The organism is Sphingobium chungbukense (assembly GCF_001005725.1).
Taxonomy (GTDB): domain Bacteria; phylum Pseudomonadota; class Alphaproteobacteria; order Sphingomonadales; family Sphingomonadaceae; genus Sphingobium; species Sphingobium chungbukense.
Map to the genome: position 1 here is coordinate 361,257 of NZ_LBIC01000009.1, position 16,781 is coordinate 378,037.

16 protein-coding genes are annotated in these 16,781 nt (G+C 67.3%); 7 read left to right on the forward strand and 9 right to left on the reverse strand.

What is annotated here, in order from left to right; genetic code table 11:
• The first annotated feature begins 8 nt into the window (after positions 1-8).
• The gene (locus YP76_RS19600) at positions 9-1,613 is read left to right on the forward strand and encodes a sensor histidine kinase (RefSeq protein ID WP_046765246.1); all 1,605 of its coding nucleotides are present in this window, start codon (positions 9-11) and stop codon (positions 1,611-1,613) included.
• 74 nt (positions 1,614-1,687) lie between these two features.
• Here YP76_RS19600 and YP76_RS19605 read toward each other — a convergent pair whose 3' ends face one another.
• From YP76_RS19605 to YP76_RS19625, 5 genes are read right to left on the reverse strand one after another with little or no spacing between them, the layout of a single operon-like run.
• On the reverse strand, positions 1,688-2,827 hold the full coding sequence (locus YP76_RS19605; protein ID WP_232307647.1) for a hypothetical protein: 1,140 nt from the start codon (positions 2,825-2,827) through the stop codon (positions 1,688-1,690).
• 35 nt (positions 2,828-2,862) lie between these two features.
• On the reverse strand, positions 2,863-3,618 hold the full coding sequence (locus YP76_RS19610; RefSeq protein WP_046765248.1) for a TorF family putative porin: 756 nt from the start codon (positions 3,616-3,618) through the stop codon (positions 2,863-2,865).
• Positions 3,539-4,795 carry a S8 family peptidase gene (locus tag YP76_RS19615; protein ID WP_052757505.1) on the reverse strand — a complete coding sequence of 419 codons (1,257 nt, stop codon included), beginning with the start codon at positions 4,793-4,795 and terminating at the stop codon, positions 3,539-3,541. Before YP76_RS19615 ends, YP76_RS19610 begins: the two co-directional genes overlap by 80 nt.
• Entirely contained in the window at positions 4,792-5,409 is a 618-nt protein-coding gene (locus YP76_RS19620; RefSeq protein ID WP_046765249.1) for an anti-sigma factor family protein, read from the reverse strand. Before YP76_RS19620 ends, YP76_RS19615 begins: the two co-directional genes overlap by 4 nt.
• Before the next feature lie 7 nt (positions 5,410-5,416).
• On the reverse strand, positions 5,417-6,013 hold the full coding sequence (locus tag YP76_RS19625; RefSeq protein ID WP_046765250.1) for an RNA polymerase sigma factor: 597 nt from the start codon (positions 6,011-6,013) through the stop codon (positions 5,417-5,419).
• A 129-nt stretch (positions 6,014-6,142) separates the two neighbouring features.
• Between YP76_RS19625 and YP76_RS19630 the strand changes: the two genes are divergently transcribed.
• Genes YP76_RS19630 through YP76_RS19650 form a run of 5 tightly spaced genes read left to right on the forward strand, consistent with a single transcriptional unit; the run spans position 6,143 to position 10,260 of the window.
• Positions 6,143-6,562 carry a cupredoxin domain-containing protein gene (locus YP76_RS19630; RefSeq protein ID WP_052757506.1) on the forward strand — a complete coding sequence of 140 codons (420 nt, stop codon included), beginning with the start codon at positions 6,143-6,145 and terminating at the stop codon, positions 6,560-6,562.
• Positions 6,559-7,293: a ferritin-like domain-containing protein gene (locus YP76_RS19635; RefSeq protein ID WP_046765251.1), complete on the forward strand. Its 735-nt coding sequence runs from the start codon at positions 6,559-6,561 to the stop codon at positions 7,291-7,293. The genes YP76_RS19630 and YP76_RS19635 overlap by 4 nt, the downstream gene beginning before the upstream one ends.
• On the forward strand, positions 7,293-9,062 hold the full coding sequence (locus tag YP76_RS19640) for a carbamoyltransferase family protein (protein WP_046765252.1): 1,770 nt from the start codon (positions 7,293-7,295) through the stop codon (positions 9,060-9,062). The genes YP76_RS19635 and YP76_RS19640 overlap by 1 nt, the downstream gene beginning before the upstream one ends.
• A complete protein-coding gene (locus YP76_RS19645) occupies positions 9,059-9,271 on the forward strand; it encodes a DUF5989 family protein (RefSeq protein ID WP_046765253.1) in 213 nt (70 codons plus the stop codon). Before YP76_RS19640 ends, YP76_RS19645 begins: the two co-directional genes overlap by 4 nt.
• Before the next feature lie 2 nt (positions 9,272-9,273).
• Positions 9,274-10,260, forward strand: a complete 987-nt coding sequence (locus tag YP76_RS19650) for a methyltransferase domain-containing protein (RefSeq protein ID WP_046765254.1) — start codon at positions 9,274-9,276, stop codon at positions 10,258-10,260.
• Positions 10,261-10,359: 99 nt separating this feature from the next.
• On the opposite strand, the gene YP76_RS19655 is transcribed toward YP76_RS19650, so the two are convergent.
• Positions 10,360-10,635 carry a hypothetical protein gene (locus tag YP76_RS19655; protein ID WP_046765346.1) on the reverse strand — a complete coding sequence of 92 codons (276 nt, stop codon included), beginning with the start codon at positions 10,633-10,635 and terminating at the stop codon, positions 10,360-10,362.
• Between the two features lie 214 nt (positions 10,636-10,849).
• Here YP76_RS19655 and YP76_RS19660 point away from each other — a divergent pair, with 214 nt between their 5' ends.
• On the forward strand, positions 10,850-12,745 hold the full coding sequence (locus YP76_RS19660; protein ID WP_046765255.1) for a potassium transporter Kup: 1,896 nt from the start codon (positions 10,850-10,852) through the stop codon (positions 12,743-12,745).
• A 45-nt stretch (positions 12,746-12,790) separates the two neighbouring features.
• Here the strand turns inward: YP76_RS19660 and YP76_RS19665 are convergent, their stop codons facing one another.
• The 3 genes from YP76_RS19665 to kdpC are packed head-to-tail and all read right to left on the reverse strand — an operon-like array spanning position 12,791 to position 16,781.
• Complete coding sequence (locus tag YP76_RS19665; protein ID WP_046765256.1) at positions 12,791-13,522, reverse strand: response regulator transcription factor; 732 nt, start codon at positions 13,520-13,522, stop codon at positions 12,791-12,793.
• On the reverse strand, positions 13,519-16,200 hold the full coding sequence (locus YP76_RS19670; RefSeq protein ID WP_046765257.1) for a sensor histidine kinase: 2,682 nt from the start codon (positions 16,198-16,200) through the stop codon (positions 13,519-13,521). Before YP76_RS19670 ends, YP76_RS19665 begins: the two co-directional genes overlap by 4 nt.
• Positions 16,197-16,781 carry a potassium-transporting ATPase subunit KdpC gene (kdpC, locus tag YP76_RS19675; RefSeq protein ID WP_046765347.1) on the reverse strand — a complete coding sequence of 195 codons (585 nt, stop codon included), beginning with the start codon at positions 16,779-16,781 and terminating at the stop codon, positions 16,197-16,199. Before kdpC ends, YP76_RS19670 begins: the two co-directional genes overlap by 4 nt.

Below are 16,781 nucleotides of genomic sequence, written 5' to 3' on the forward strand. Positions count from 1 at the left end.
GGGGCTGCATGATCCTGAAGGTGAAGGCATGGATCGCCCGGCACTGGCCGGTCCTGCGGCTGCGCACCATATTGTTCGGAACGCTGCTGTTCGTGGCCGCGCTGCCCGGCCTCGGCGCGATCTTCCTGCGCGTCTATGAAAATGCATTGGTGCGCCGCACGGAGGCGGAACTGGTGGCGCAGGGCGCCGCGCTGGCCGCCAGCGCTTCGGTGGTGGGCAGCGGGCTGACGGCCACACCCGCCGCGCCTGCGGCGACGGTGCGCTATCATGACCGGATGACGGAGGTGGATTTGCGCTCCTCCCCCATATTGCCGCCACGTCCGTCCGCCGCACCGACGCGGGACCGGCCGGACGGCGCCGCCATCGCCATCGCCCGGCGGATGATGCCGGCCTTTGCCGAAACCAAGATGACGACCCTTTCCTCCATCCTCATGCTCGACCGGCGCGGCATCGTGCTGAACGGACGGGAGGGGGGACGAAGCCTCGCCGCCTTGCCGGAAATCCGGGCGGCGCTGGCTGGGCGATCCGTCACGGTGTTGCGGGAGAATGAGGGGATGGTCACCCGCTATCCGCTCGAATGGTTGAGCCGGGCGTCGAACATCCGGTTGCATCACGCACGCCCGATCAGCCTCGATGGGAAAGTCATCGGCGTGCTGCTGGTATCGCGCTCTCCCCGTGCGCTGTTCCTGGGGCTCTATGAGGACCGGGGCAAGATCGCGCTAGGCGTGGTGGCGATCTTCCTGCTGCTGGTGCTGCTCTCGGCGGTGCTGTCGCGCGCCATCGTCCGGCCGATCGAAGGCTTGAGCCGCGCGACGAGGGAACTCGCCTCAGGGCGGCGGATCACGCCGCGCCATCCGTCCCTGCAGGTGGTCGAGATACGGGCACTCTACCAGGATTTCGAGCAGATGGCCGACAGCATCGGCAAGCGTTCCCGCTATCTGCGCGATTTCGCCTCCTCGCTCAGCCATGAGTTCAAGACGCCGCTGGCCGGCATTTCCGGCGCGATCGAGCTGTTGCAGGATCATGGCGTCGACATGGCGCCCGCCGATCGGGAACGTTTCCTCGGCAATATGGCGGCCGATGCCCAACGGCTGTCGCGGATGGTACGGCGGCTGATGGAACTGGCGCGGGCGGACGTGCTCGTGGGCGAAAGCGGCGCGCGGGCCGATGCCGGACCCGTATTGGCGGCCGTGGCCGATGCGATGGCGAACGAGACATTCGCCATCGGCCTGCATCTGCCCGGGATGATGCCGCCCCTCGCGGTCGACGCCGATGCGCTGGAAAGCGTTCTCGCGACCCTGTGTGAAAATGCGCGGCAGGCGGGTGCGTCACGGCTGGACATCAGCGCGGCATGGCAGGACGATCAGGTCTGGATCGCCCTTGCCGACGACGGGCCGGGCGTTCCAGAGGCGGACCGGGACCGGATTTTCGATCCCTTCTTCACCAGCAAGCGGGAAAAGGGCGGCACCGGCCTCGGCCTCGCCATCGCCCGGTCGCTGCTGGATGCCTATCGCGGCAAGCTGCAACTCATGCCATCGGCGCAGGGCGCGCATTTCCGTCTCATCTGCCCCATCGTCCAGGCCGGGGATGAGAGCGGATTCCGATCTGATTGAATCAGATCGGCTGCTCTAAGTCTTTTATTTGCCGCGATTTCCAGTCAGATGATGCCATCTGACTGGAAATCGCCCTAGGACGTCTCGGTCCGCAATCGCGTCCACAGGGCGCGCGCCATCATCCGGTGGGCGCGGGCGTCCGGATGGGAATCGCCGGGAAGCCGCCAGTGCTGGCCCAGCGGCACGACCAGATGGGGAATGGCCGCACCGTTGAAGATCGCCGCGCGAAGCGCGCGTTCGCGCGGCCCTTCGGGCTGGAAGACGGGCACCAGGACCAGCGGCCGCGCGCCGCGCGCCCGCACCAGCGCGACTTCGGCCCTCAGCAGGCGGCGGTCGGCCGCCACCGCTTCATCGATGGCGGCCGCACCATGATAGGGAAACAACACCCGGCCCAGATGGCTCAGCGCCCATGTTCCCGTCGCCCGATGCCAATGCCCGGCACTGTCGATCCAGGGACGGTTCCGGTCGAGTTCGCGCATCATCAGACTGGGCGTGAAAAGGATCACCACTGCCACGGGGCGTCGGAATCGCGGCAGTTCCCGCTTCAGATGGAGGAAGCCCTGGCTCAGCGAATAGGCATTGACGGCGAGGTTGGCGCTCGCGATGCCGCTCAGTTCCTGCACCTGTCCCGTCACGCTGTCGCGCCAGTTGAGGCCCTTGCCGAACAGGATCGATTCCCCCACGAACAGGATCGCGGGTGCCGCCCGGTCGAATGGCATGTCGCTGGACGCCACGCGATAGCCCTGGCCGTCGATGCAATAGACCGGGCGCCATGCATATTCGGGATCGCCCGCGCAGCGGGAGGGGGTGTAGGTCCATCCGATCAGCGGGTCCGCCCGGCGCAGCGGCTCATCGCTCGGATTCCATGCCTGCCCCTTTCGCCCGGAAGCGTATTGCATGACCAGTTCGCTTGCCGGCAGGGCCAGCAGGACCGCCATGGCGATGGCGATCCCTCGCCGCGCGCCGATCCGGCGCATGGCGAGCAGCAGGACGGCGGCCAGCGCGACCAGCAACAACCGCTCGACCTGCACGATCATCATCAGCCAGTCGCTCGGCACGATGATGTCGGGCAGCAGGTGGCGATCGGTCCAGTCGCGGTTCATGCGCAACGCCATCGCCAGCAACAGCAGCGCGACGGCGCCCGTCAACGCCTGCCCCGCCCAGCGCAGCATGGGGAGGGGACGATCCGCTGAAAGGTTGGCCGTGACGGGCATGACGCGGCTTTTGTGCCGCAAGACCCGTCTTCGGTTCAAAAGGCGCAGGAGAGGGCGATCACCAGCGCGCCGTCGCTACGGTCCCCCGCGCCATAAGCGGCCCGATCCTGCGCATGGCCGGTCCAGGCGGCGTCCAGATCGACCGGCCCCAAATGGCGGCGCAGGCCGATCCGCCAGTCGGTCGCATCCCGGTCGCCCCTGTCCGCATGCGCCTTCAGATGCGTCAGCCGCCCCGCATGGGCGACAAGCGACCAGTCCGGCGCAAGGTCGAGATCGCCGTTCAGCTCCGCATAGAGCGTCGGCTCATCCTTCCGGAAATAGCCGGGCGAGAAATATAGTCGCCCCGACAGATGGCGGCCGGTCATGCCGACATAGGCTTCGGTATAGCTGCCACCGCCCGCAATTCCGGAATAGCTGGTATAGCCGCTATGGACCATGCCGACATCGATTGCCGTCGCGGGCGACAGGTGCCTGGCGAACCCCGCATATTGCCGGAAGGAAAGTGGCTTTACCCCCTCGTCGCGCGTCGCCACCAGCGTCGCCGATCCGCCGATATAGAAGCCGCCGGCGGCGTCATGGACCAGCTCCAGTTCGGCCACGGGGCGGTGATCGCCGATCGGCTGGCCGCGCAGCCGCGCCTGGCTGGAAAGGGTCAGGCTGCCGCCCAGTTGTGCGGTCGCGGGACCGGCAAGCACCGCGCCCAGGAGAAAGCTAGTCGCGACCCGCCGCCGCCAGCGGGGATCGGCAGGCGCCTTCGCATCCTGCTTTGCCCTGCACCGTGGCGAGCGCATCGATCATCCCTCCTGCCGATAGGACGAACATGGATCGTTCCTGCCCTCGTCCCTGACTATGCCCCCGCGCCTGATCGATCAAGGCGATGAGGCCGCTCACTTGCGCCGCGGCATAGGACGTACCGTCGACCAGCCCCCATTTTCCGCCCGGTTCGGTTGCGGGAATGCCGGCGGCCGGTGCGACATAGATGGCCCGCCTGCCCGACAGCGGGACCCCCGACACGGCGACGACGCCGGGCCAGGAGGCGGGAAATCCGCCGTCCGGCCGGCGCGGGTCATAAGCCGCCACGACCGAAGCGCCGCGCGCCATGGCCGCGTCCAGCAGCATCGCCAGCAGCCGGTCGGGCGGGCCGCCCAGGCTCATGTTGATGATCGGCGCCCTGCGGTCGATGGCATAATGGAGGGCCTTGGCAAGGCTCAGGCTGTCGCATGCCGCCATCGCGGAGGGCCCCGTCTGCCAGCAGGCGCGCAGCCCCAGCAGCCGTGCGCCGGGCGCGATGCCCGCGATGCCGATCCGGTTGTCGGCCCGCGCCGCGATGATGCCCGCGACCGCCGTTCCATGCGCCTCGGCGGCAAAGGCCCGGCCGTCGACCAGATTGACATTGGCTCTGATCTGCCCTGCCAGATCGGGATGGCGTGCGTCGATGCCGCTGTCGATCACCGCAACCGTGACGGAGCGTCCGGTCGCCAGCCGGTGGACGGCGTCGAGATGCCAGAGCATGCGCGCGGGCTGGGCGGGATAGAGCGGATCGTCATGCCCCGCCGGTTCCCCCTTGTCCGGTCCTGCCCCCTCCGCTGTTGCGAGCGTCTGATAGTCATGCATGGGCTGGGACCAGGCGACATGGCTGTCCTTCGACACCTCCTCCGCCATGGCGTCCGCCGATATGCCGCCCGGCACGCGCATCACGAAACAGTCGAGGTCGATGACCGGCATCATCCAGTCCGTCACCAGCGTCAGATGATGGTCGCGGGCGATGCGCCGCGCCTCATGCATCAGTTGGCCGTGACCGATCCTGTCGCCATAGCCGCCGGCATAGGCGCCGCCGGACCGGAAATGCGGCGGCGGCAGGCGCAGCATCACCAGGATCCGATCGCCCTCCGCGGCATGACCGGCAATCGGCGTCATCAGGACGCCGATCAGGCCAAGGAACAGGGTGCGGATCATGCGCCCGATCATGGCGCCGCCTCGATCGGCTGGGCCAGCACGACACTGTGCCGCGTCCGCAGGTCGGCGAGCACGTTCTCCCGCCGCGCGGGTGCGACGTCCAGCACATAGGCTCCGGCAGCGGTCGGGCCGTCGACCAGCCTCGCCCCCGCGCGGCCGATGACCAGGCGCATTTCCTGCTCCGGCGTATCGGGCCGGAACATGATGAGGAGATTGCCGTTCCCGCGCGCGGCCGGAGCGCCGAGCGTGCGATACGCCGCTTGCGGCCCCTGTGGGCGGAACAGCGTCACCGCTCCCAGCAACAGCGCCGCCTGCGCCGCGGCGAACGCCGTCAGGGCGGGCCAGGTCAGGACCGTTCGCGGCAGGGGCAAGCGCCGCGCGGCCCGATCGGGGGCGAGGCGGCGTTGCAGCTTCTCCCAGCCCAGATCGGCCCGGACCGGCAGCCCGGCCACTTGCGCCTTCAACCGCCTTTCCCGTTCCAGCGCCGCCCTGCACAGGTCGCACTGGCTCAGATGCGCGTCGACGACGGCCCTGTCATCCTCGTCCAGTTGCCCGGACGCATACCAGGGCAGCAGCATTTCGGTCGCCCGATGCGGATCGCCGCGAAAGGAAAGGATGTCGGCCATGGGCTTTTCAGATCCAGTCGCCAAATTCGCCGGCCAGTTCGCGCCGCAGATGCCGCCTTGCATGGAACATCCGCGTCTTCACCGTGTCCACCGGGCAGTCCATGATCTGCGCAATCTCGCGATAGCCGATCTCGTGGAAATAGCAGAGGTCGACCACCGCCCGTTGTTCGGGCGAAAGGGCGGCGAGCGCCTCCAGCAACGCCGCGCGCATCCGCTGGTCCCCGGCGGTCTGTTCGGGCGAGCGGTCGGGGCTCATGCGGCTGTCCGCGAACGGGTCCTCGATCGGCTCGTCCTGCCTGCGCAGCGCCTTCATCGCCTTCCGCCAGGCGATGGTGAACAGCCACGTCGACAATTTGCTCCTGCCCGCAAAGCTGTCGGGCCGGTCCCACAGCACCAGCAATGTGTCGTCCAGCACCTCCTCCACCAGATGCGGCCGGCGCAACAGTGTCATCAGGAACCGCGTCAGGCGCGGCTGGTAATGACGGTAGAGCGCCTCGAATGCCTTGAGGTCGCGCCGCCTGATCCGGGCGAGCAGGCGCAGGTCGTCATCGGCGCGTGCCCGCGCCCCGACCTCCACCCGACCTGCCGTCTCGACCGTTTCCAAGAACGACTCCTGCGCACCGCCGCATGAGTGTGCGCCCGATCCCCGAAGGGTTCAAAATTTTTTCCCGAGCCCGGTGAACCGGATGGGCCGGGCCCCGCCACTCATCCCCGATGACAGAGGAGGCAGGGCATGTCCCGTTCGAGACCCTTTCTGCGATTCGCCTTTCCACTGCTGGCCATGTTCACCCTGGCATCGTCGGTCGGGGCGCAATCCACCGATGACTGGCGCAGCGCGCGCCTGCTGACGATCCACCTGTCCAGCTTCAAATTCGATCCGTCGGACATCCTGCTGGACCATGGGGTGCCCTACACGCTGCATATCGTGAACGGTTCGTCGGGCGGCCATGATTTTGCGAGCAAGGAATTTTTCGCCCAGGCGCGGATCAAGCCGGAGGATGCGGATAAGGTCAGCGGCGGGCGCGTCGACCTTGGCGGCGGGGAAAGCGTCGACATCCACCTGATCGCACCCTCGCCGGGCAGCTACAAGATACGCTGCACCCATTTCATGCACAGCATGTTCGGCATGACCGGACGGATCGTCGTGCGGTGACGGGCTGGCGGGTCCCGATCGACCGGCTGGTCTGGGCCGACCCGCGCCGCCGGGCGCGCAAGCTGCTGCAATTTGCGGAGGTGGAGGCGCAGGGCGCCCGCGATCTCTTCCGCGCGGCGGAGATGACGGACGATCCATTGTTGCGGCGGCGCCTCTTTGCCCATGCACGGGACGAGGTGCGCCATGCCGCCCTGTTCCGCGCGCGCGGGCTGGCGCTGCGGCGGATGCTGGCCGATCCCGGTCCCGAACATGGGCTGGGCGACGGCCTTATCCCCGGCGAACGCGGTTTCGACCGGCTCGAGGTGGAAAGGGAGAGCATCGCCGCGCTGCTGGCCTTCATTCATCTGTCGGAACGGGCCGCATCCCAGGCCTTCGCCGCCTATGGCGCGGTGCTGGACCATGATCCGGAAACGCGTGCGGTGATCGACCGGATCGCCCGCGATGAGGAGGGGCACATGCGCTATTCGCGTGCCGAACTCACCCGTCTCGCGCCCGATGCGCGCAGAGCCCTGTGGGTCGCGCGGCTGCGGCGTTTCTGGCGGGCTTATTTGCGGCTGGCGCTGATCCTGGCCGACATGATTTCCCGGCTGATCCTGACGCTGCTTTATTTCCTGCTGCTGCCGCCCTTTGCCTGGGTGGCGAAGCGGGCCGCGCGGAAGGAGGCGGCGGGCTGGCGCGACTGCCCCGAGCACGACCGGGCGGAAGGGCGCGCGGGAGGAGGGCAATATTGATGAAGATCCTCGGCATCTCCGCCTTCTATCATGACGCCGCAGCCGCCCTGACGATCGACGGCCTGCCGGTCGCCGCCGTGCAGGAGGAACGGCTTTCGCGGTCCAAGAACGATCCGACTTTCCCGATGCGCGCGATCGAATGGTGCCTCGACCAGGCGGGGTTGGAGCCGGAGGCGCTGGACGCGGCGATCTTCTATGAACGGCCCGCACTCAAGTTCGACCGGGTGCTGATGACCCTGTTGCGTGGTTTCCCGCAAAGCTGGCGCATCTTTCCCAAGGCGATGAAGAACATGGTCGGGGAAAAGCTGTGGGTGCGCGGCATCGTCAGCGCGCAGCTCGGCATTCCCGCCAGGCGGGTGCATTTCACCGACCATCATCTCTCCCATGCGGCCGCCGCCTTCCTGACCGCGCCGACGGAAGAGGCGGCGATCCTGACCGCCGACGGCGTGGGCGAATGGGCGACGCTGACGGTCGGGCAGGGCAGCAAGCGTCCAGGCGGCCCGGTCGACATCCGTCTGTTGCGCGAGGTCCGCTTTCCCCATTCGCTCGGCCTCTTCTATTCGGCCTTCACCGCCTGGCTGGGGTTTCCGGTCAATGAGGGCGAATATAAGGTGATGGGCCTTGCCGCCTATGGCGCGCCGCGCTTTGCCGACGAGGTACGGCGGATATTGCGGCGGACGCCCGATGGGGCTTTCTCCCTCGACCTCGGCTATTTCGACTATCACCGGGCGGTCGACGCCGCCTATTCGCGACGCTTCGTCGACCTGTTCGGTCCGCCCCGCGACCGTTTCGAGCCGATCGACCCCGGCACGGCGCAGGGCCGGCACTATGCCGACGTCGCGGCCAGCGCCCAGAGGGTGCTGGAGGAGGTGATCGTCGATATCGCCACGGCCTTTCGGAAGGAGACCGGCCTGGCCGATCTCTGCCTGGGCGGCGGGGTGGCGCTGAACGGCGTCGCCAATGCCCGCATCCTGCGCGAAGCCGGGTTCGAACGGCTGTTCGTGCCGTCCGCGCCCGGCGATGCGGGCTGCGCGCTGGGCGCGGCGCTCTGGGCCGATCGCATCCTCTTCGGCCAGCCGCATCGCGACTGTCCGGATCATCCCTTCTGGGGACCGGCCGTTGAACCCGACGATCTGGCCCGCCTTGCTGCCGAGGACGGGCTGGCGTTCGAGCGGGCGGCGGAAGCGGACATGATCGACAATGTGGCGGACGCCATCGGGCGGGGCGCCGTCGTCGGTTGGATGGAGGGCGCGGTGGAATTCGGTCCGCGGGCGCTTGGCCATCGCAGCATATTGGCCGATCCGGGCGACGCGGCGATGCGCGACCGGATCAACCGCGATATCAAGTTCCGGGAATCCTTCCGCCCCTTCGCGCCCGTGGTGCCGGTGGAACAGGCTGCGACCTTTTTCGAATTGCCCCCCGGCGGCGCCCGGCTGGGCCGCTTCATGTCCGGCGTCTTTCCGGTGCGGCCGGAATGGCGGGACAGGCTGCGCGCCGTCACCCATGTCGACGGCACCGCCCGCGTGCAGGTGTTGGAAGCTGCCATGGCACCGCGCCTCCACCGGCTGCTCGGCGCCTATAGCCGCTGCCACGGCATCCCCGTCCTGCTCAACACATCGTTCAACATCGCCGGCGATCCGATCGTGACCAGCGCGGCGGAAGGCTATTCGACCTTCCGCCGCGCGGGCATGGACCTGCTGGTCGCGGATGATGTCGTCGTCCGCCGCGACCGGGCGCGGCAGGCGCAACGCATGGAGGTCATGGCATGATCCGGCGCAAGGGACGCCTGCGGCGTCAGCTCATCATCGCCGGCAGCGCATCGGCCACGGTCGCCGATCTGGTGCGGGGGCTCTGGCACGCATCGGGCGGGCGGCGGTGGATGATCCCGCTGGTGGTCTTCCTCTGCTCGCTGGGCGTCATCCTGACGCTGGCCGCCGGGGTGGAGGCGCTGGCGCCCTTCATCTATTCGATCTTCTAGCGATGGATGCCCATGCGCTGTCCCTGCTCGCCTGCCCTCGCTGCGGCGGGCCGCTGGACGATGCGGCGGACGAGGGGCTGGGTTGTCGCGATTGTCGGGCGACCTATGCGATGCGGGACGGCATCGCCGACCTGCGCCTGCCCGCGGACGACCGGACCGAAGAGGTGCGGCGCTTCTACATGGCGTCGCCTTTCCCCGGCTATCCGCCGCGCGACAGCATCGACTGGCTGCGCGCCCGCGCCGGACGCAGCCCCTTCGCGCGGCAGCTCGACGCGGCGATCCCCTATGACGCGCGGATCGTGGAGGTCGGCTGCGGCACCGGCCAGATGGGCCTCTACCTCGCCCGGGGAGACCGCGTAGTGATCGCCGCAGACCTCTGCCGCGCATCCCTTGCGCTGGGCCGGGCAGCGGCGAAGCGGCTGCGGATCGATCAGGTCCAGTTCGTCGAAACGGACATCCACCATCCCGGTCTTCGCGCCGGGGCGTTCGATGTGGTCTATTGTTCGGGCGTCCTGCATCACACGCCCGACCCCTGCGCGGCTTTCGGCCCGGTCGCCCGGCTGGCGCGGCCCGGCGGGCTGGTGATCATCGGCCTTTACAATCTTTATGCGCGCCTGCCGCACCGGGCGCGGCGGCTGGCGGCGAGGCTCAGCGGTGGGCGCTGGACACCCGGCGACCGGGTGCTGGCCGAACGCAGCGGGCAAGCGGACCGGCATCGGGCGTGGCTGCGCGACCAATATCGGCATCCCGAGGAACATCGCCACAGCCTGGCCGAGGTCAGGCGCTGGTTCGCGGGGCAGGGGATCGACTATATCCGCTCCGTTCCGGGCGCGCTGGTCGGGCAGGCCGATGAGCAACATGCGCTGACCGACCCGGAAGAGGACGGCTGGTGGCTGGAGGATATGCTGGCGCAGCTTGGCTGGCTTCCCCGGCTCGCGGCTGAAGGGGGATTGTTCGTGACGATCGGCCGTGCGCGCGCCGGACGCTAGAGCGATTTCCAGTCAGATGGCATCATCTGACGGTTAAGAAATCGCGGCAAATAAAAGACTTAGAGCGGCCGATCTGATTCAATCAGATCGGAATCCGTTCTAAGTCCGCTCCTTCCCGTCGGAACTCGACCAGCGGGCCGAAAGCTGCACCGGCTTCCACAGCAGCGGACCCATCACGATCAGCGCCGCGCCCGCGCTGGCGCTCACGAACAGCAGCGCGGCGAGCAGGAATTCGGTCACGTCCACGCCCGCCGCCGGATTTTGCAGGACCAGGCGACGCAGCAGTCCGCCCTCGGGCCAGGCCGAAGCCAGCAGCAACAGGCCCGCCAGCCGCAACCCGATCTGCGCCGTCCACCGTTCATACCAGGGAGCCATGACGACATCCTCCTTTCCGGGAGGATGTTCCATTACGCATCCCTGCATAGTTTCTCGAGAGCGGGACCCGACCGTTTCCGTTGAAATGTCATAGGATTCGGCCACATCTTCAGTCATTCATATGCGAATCCTATGCCGATCGCCCAAAGCCGCACTGGAAAACCTATGCGGCTCTGTGCGATGGGCGGGTCCGATAACAGCGGGTAGTGCACGGATGACGGATCGAGCAGGCGGCGTGGCAAGCCACGGTCATTCGCAGGAAAAGCTGCCGCTGCTGGCGCTGGGCGCGCTCGGCGTGGTGTTCGGCGATATCGGCACGTCACCCCTCTATGCGCTGAAGGAAAGCTTCGTCGGCCATCATCCGCTGGCGGTCGACCCGGCCCATATCTATGGCGTGCTCTCGCTGGTCTTCTGGACGATGACGCTGATCGTCACGGTCAAATATGTGTTCATCATCATGCGCGCCGACAATCATGGCGAAGGCGGCAGCATGGCGCTCCTGGCCATGATCTCCCGCAAGCTGGGGGAAAGCCGCTGGACGCCGACCATCGCCATATTGGGGGTGCTGGCCGCTGCGCTCTTCTATGGCGATGCCATCATCACGCCGGCCGTGTCCGTCCTGTCGGCGGTTGAGGGGCTGGAGACGGTGAATGACGGTTTCGCGCCCTTTGTCCTGCCGATCGCCATCATCATCCTGATCGGCCTGTTCGTGATCCAGAAGCACGGCACGGCGCGGGTCGGCGCGCTGTTCGGGCCGGTCATGGCGGCCTATTTCCTGGTCCTGGCGGCACTGGGCATCCTCAATATCCTGCGGCATCCGGGGATCGTCGCCATCGTCAACCCGATGTGGGCGGTGCATTTCTTCGCGCTCGACGCGAAGCTCGCCTTCCTCGCGCTGGGTTCCGTCGTGCTGGCGGTGACGGGGGCGGAGGCGCTCTACGCGGACATGGGGCATTTCGGGCGCAAGGCGATCAGCATCGCCTGGCTCTATGCCGCCTTCCCCTGCCTGCTGCTCAACTATATGGGGCAGGGCGCGCTGCTGCTGGACCTGCCCGAAGCGGCGGAAAATCCCTTCTTCCTGCTGGCACCGGACTGGGCGCGCCTGCCGCTGGTGATCCTGGCCACGCTCGCGACGGTCATAGCCAGCCAGGCTGTGATTTCCGGCGCCTTTTCCGTGACGCAGCAGGCGGTGCAGCTCGGCTTCCTGCCCCGGCTCAAGATCGCCCATACCAGCGCCTCGGCGCAGGGGCAGATCTATGTGCCGCTGGTCAACTGGGCGCTGCTGTTCCTGGTGGTGCTGCTGGTCCTGGGTTTCCAGTCGTCGAGCAATCTGGCCGCGGCCTATGGCATCGCCGTCACGGGCACCATGGTCATCACCACTTGCATGATGGGGGTGCTGACCTTCAGCGTATGGCGCTGGAACCGGTTGCTTGCGGGGGCGGTGACGGGGCTGTTCCTGGCCGTGGACGGCGCCTATTTCCTCTCCAACGCCACCAAGATCCCCGATGGCGGCTGGTTCCCGCTGCTGGTGGCGGCGGTGGTGTTCCTGGTCCTCACCACCTGGTCGACCGGGCGCAAGATCATGAATTTCTACCTGATGGAAGGGGCGATGGAGGTGGAGCTGTTCGTCCGGTCCGTCTCCGGTTCCCTGAAGCGCGTGCCGGGAACGGCGATCTTCCTCAATTCCCGGATCGAAGGCGTGCCCCCCGCGCTGCTGCACAATGTGAAGCATAACAAGATATTGCACGAGCGCGTCATCATCCTGACCGTGCGGACGGAGGGCGTGCCGCACCTGCCGCTGGCCGGCCGTTCCGAGGTGACCGATCTGGGCGAGGGCTTCTATCGCGTGGTGCTGCGCCACGGCTTCATGGAGGAGGTCGACATCCCCGCTGCGATGAAGGCGGTGGAAGGCTGCGGCGGTCCCATCGCCATCAGCCAGACCAGCTATTTCCTCAGCCGCCAGACGCTGATCCCGTCGGAGAAGCCCGGCATGGCGATCTGGCGGGAGAAGCTGTTCGCCTGGATGATGCGCAATGCGGTGACGCCGATGGATTTCTTCAAGCTGCCGACCAACCGGGTGGTGGAACTGGGATCGCAGGTGGAAATTTAAGGGGCGAGCCTATCGCGTCATTGCCGTCTCCACGGGAATGACGGTTTACGCCAAGCGCGACACGGTTTCCCCGCCATCCCCCTCCTTCAACCGATATCCGATCCCCAATTCATTCGCGATGATCCGGGGCCGTTGAGGATCGTCCTCCAGCTTCTGCCGCAACGTGCGCACCAGCACGCGCAGATATTCGACATGATGCTCATGCTCGTTCGGCCAGACCTTGGCCATGATCTGCTGGTGGGTGATCACCCGTCCCGGATATTTGGCCAGTTGCACCAGCACGCCATATTCCTTCGGCGTCAGATGCACTTCCTTGCCCGCCTTGGTGACGATCCGCGTCATCAGGTCGATCGTCACATCGCCCGCCCGCACCGCCGACATGCCGCCATCCTTGGTCATCCGGTTGCGCAGCGCCACGCGCACGCGGGCGAGCAGTTCGTCGGTGTCGAAGGGCTTGGTCAGATAATCGTCCGCACCCAGGTCCAGCGCCGCCACCTTCTGCTCGGTCGCGTCGCGCGCCGATATGACGATCAGCCCGGTGTCCGAATGCTGCTTGATGAGCGGCACCAGCTCCAGCCCGTCGCGGTCCGGCAGGCCCAGGTCGAGCAGGCTGATATCCGGCCGCTCCTCCCGCAATTTCTCCAGCGCCTCGCGCGCGTCGGCCGCCTCCACCGTGGCATAGTCGGCACGGGTCAGCGCCGCGTGGATCAGGCGGCGGATCTGCGGTTCGTCATCGATGATCAGGACCTTGTGGCGGCCGGATGAAGGGGTGGTCATGTCACGTCCTCGTCGGGGAGCGGAGCCAGGATCAGCATCTGCGGAAAGGTCAGGGTGAAGCAGGCACCGGCCGGATCGGTCTGGTTGGCGGCCGATACGCCGAGCCCCATCGCCTCGGCAAAGCCCTTGACGATGGCGAGGCCAAGGCCCGTCCCATGCTTGACCCGGTCCGATCCTTCCATGCGGGTGAAGGTGTCGAAAACGCGCGCCTCGCTGCCCGGCGGGATGCCGGGGCCTTCGTCGATCACCGACAGGGTGATGGCATCCGGCAGACGCTGGCCGCTGATGACGACCGGCGTGCCCGGTTCGGCATAGCGCCCCGCATTGTCGAGCAGGTTGATGAGGATGTGGTGCAGCAGCGTCGGATCGACCCGGACCAGCGGTATGTCGGGCAAGATATCGACCCTGACTTCGTGCCCGGCCAGCGACTGGCGGGTGTCGTGCACCGCCCCCGCGACCGCATCGAACAGGTCGATCGGTTCGACCTTCAGGGGAAGCGCGCCCGCCTCCACCCGCGCCATGTCGAGCAGGTTGGCGACGAAGCGGGTCAGCCGCTGCGCCTCCGCCTCGACCGTGTCGGCAAGCTCGGAAGGGTGTTGCTGCTTCAGCTCGTGCACGGCCGAGATGATGGTGGTGAGCGGCGTGCGCAGATCATGGCCGACCGAGGAAAGCAGGGCGGACCGCAGCCGGTCGCGCTCGCGGATCTGGCGCGCGTCCAGCATCTCCTCCTCCAGCGCCATGCGGTCGAAGGCGATGGACGCTTGGTCGAGCAGGCTCATCAGCAGCGGCACCTGGTCCGACCGCAACGGTTCGCCTGCATCCTCCCGCGCCAGTCCCAACACGCCCAATACGCCCCGTCCCCGACCCGTCTGTGTCGTGCGCAGCGGATGGAACAACCAGTCGGAGGCGGTGAGGGTGGAGGAACCGCGCCCGGCGGGCTGTTCATTGTCCATCGCCCATTGCGCGGCGGCCTTTTCGATCTGCTCCAGCCGGTCCTCCGGCGGCACCGCGGCGCGCAGTTGCGGGCCGTCGGGCGAAGGGACCAGCAGCACGGTGCGCACGTCGAACAGCCGGCCGACTTCCCCGCAGATCGCCTGCATCAATTCGTCCTGGCTGGCGGCAGCGGTGAGCTGGCGGGAAAAACCGGCGAGCGCCGCGTTCTGGCGCGCGCTGCCATGGGCCAGGTCGGCCTGGGCGCGGACGCGGGCGGCGAACTGGCTGGTGACGATGGCGACGCCCAGCAGGACGAGGATGCTGATGACATTTTCCGGATTGGCGACGGTCAGCGTGCCGGTCGGCGGCAGGAAGAAGAAATTATAGGCCAGGCTGGAGAGCAGACCCGCGAACAGCCCGGCCCTCAGGCCGAAGGAGGCGGCGGCGAACATCACGGGCACCAGATAGAGCAGCGCGATATTGCCAAGCGCGATGGTCTGGACCAGCAGCTTGCCGATAGCGGTCATCAACGCGATCATCAGCGTCGACCAGAGATAGTCGCTGGGCTTGCCCCATGGTCCGGCCGTCGCGGACGCGGCGCGGCGGGGATGTCCTCTATCGTCGCCGGGCAGGACATGGATCGCGACATCGCCCATATCGCGAACGAGACGGTCCACCACCGATCCATGGCGCAGTTCGAACCACCAGCTTCGCGCCGCCTTGCCGATCACGATCTGGGTGGCGCGGGCATCGGTCGCATATTGGCGCAGCCCCTCGACCACGCCGGGCGCGGGGATGGTCGCGGTGGTCGCGCCCAGCCGCGACGCCAGTGCCATCGTATCGGCCAGATGGGCGCGCTCCTCCGCCGTGAATGCCAGGCTGCGCCGGGTTTCGATATGCACGGCGGTCCACGGCGCCTTCAACGCATCGGCCAGCCGCTTGGCGGCACGGACCAGCCCCTGCGCGCTCGGCAGCTCGCTGATCGCCACGACGATCCGCTCGCCCGCCGCGAAGCTGCCGGCCAGAGCATGGGCGCGGACATAATCCAGCATCTGCGCGTCGACCGCCTGTGCGGCGCGGCGCAGCGCCATTTCCCGGAGCGCGGTCAGGTTGGATCTGGAGAAGAAATGGTTGAGCGCCCGGCTGGCTTCGGCGGGGATATAGACCTTGCCCTCCTTCAGCCGCTCGATCAGCTCGCCGGGCGGCAGGTCGACCACCTGGATTTCCGCCATTTCGAGGATGGAATCGGGCACCGTCTCACGCACCCGGACGCGGGTGAAGGACGCGACGATGTCGTTGAGGCTCTCGACATGCTGGATATTGACCGTCGAATAGACGTCGATCCCGGCGTCCAGCAGTTCCTCCACATCCTGATAGCGCTTGGGATGGCGGCTGCCGCGCGCGTTCGTATGGGCGAGTTCGTCGACCAGCACCAATTGAGGTTGGCGGGCCAATATGGCGTCGATATCCATTTCGGCGAGGCGATGGCCCTGATGCTCGACTTCCCGCCGGGGAATGACCTCATGGCCGGCGAGCAGCGCTTCGGTTTCGCGGCGGCCATGCGTCTCGACCACGCCCACCACCACGTCGATTCCGGATTTCAGCCGTTGCATGCCGTCGGTCAGCATTTCATAGGTCTTGCCGACCCCCGGCGCCGCGCCGAGGAATATCTTGAGACGGCCACGGCCCTCCTGCGCCGCCTGGCGCAGAAAGGCTTCGGGATCGCGGCGGTCCGGCTCGTTCATCGTCTCTGATTAGCGCCGATCCCATCCAGCCGTCGATTGATTTCGAGGACGTTGACGCGGGGTTCCCCCAGGAAACCGAGGATCGGCCGCTCGATCGCCTCATCGACCAGCGCGCGAACCCGGCCGGGGGCAAGGCCGCGTGCCCTGGCGATCCGGTCGACCTGGAAAAAGGCCGCATCGGGACTGATATGGGGATCGAGTCCCGATGCGGAGGCTGTCACCAGATCGGACGGAACGGGGCGACCGGGTGAATGCAGGGCCTGGACATCCTGGGTGATGCGATCCGCCAGCGCCTTGCTGGTGGGGCCAAGGTTGGAACCGGAGGAGGCGAGCCCGTCATAACCTTTGCCCGCCGCCGACGGGCGGGGATGGAAATAGCGGTCGGCCGTGAAGCTTTGGCCGATCAGGGCCGAACCGATGGGTCTGCCATTATCCTCGATCAGGCTGCCATTGGCCTGGGACGGGAAGATGGCCTGGCCGATGCCGGTGAGCGCCAGCGGATAGGCGATGCCCAGCAACAGCGCGAAGAGCAGGGTCATCGCCAGCGCCGGCCGGAGAGAAGATTGGAGATCGTTGAACAT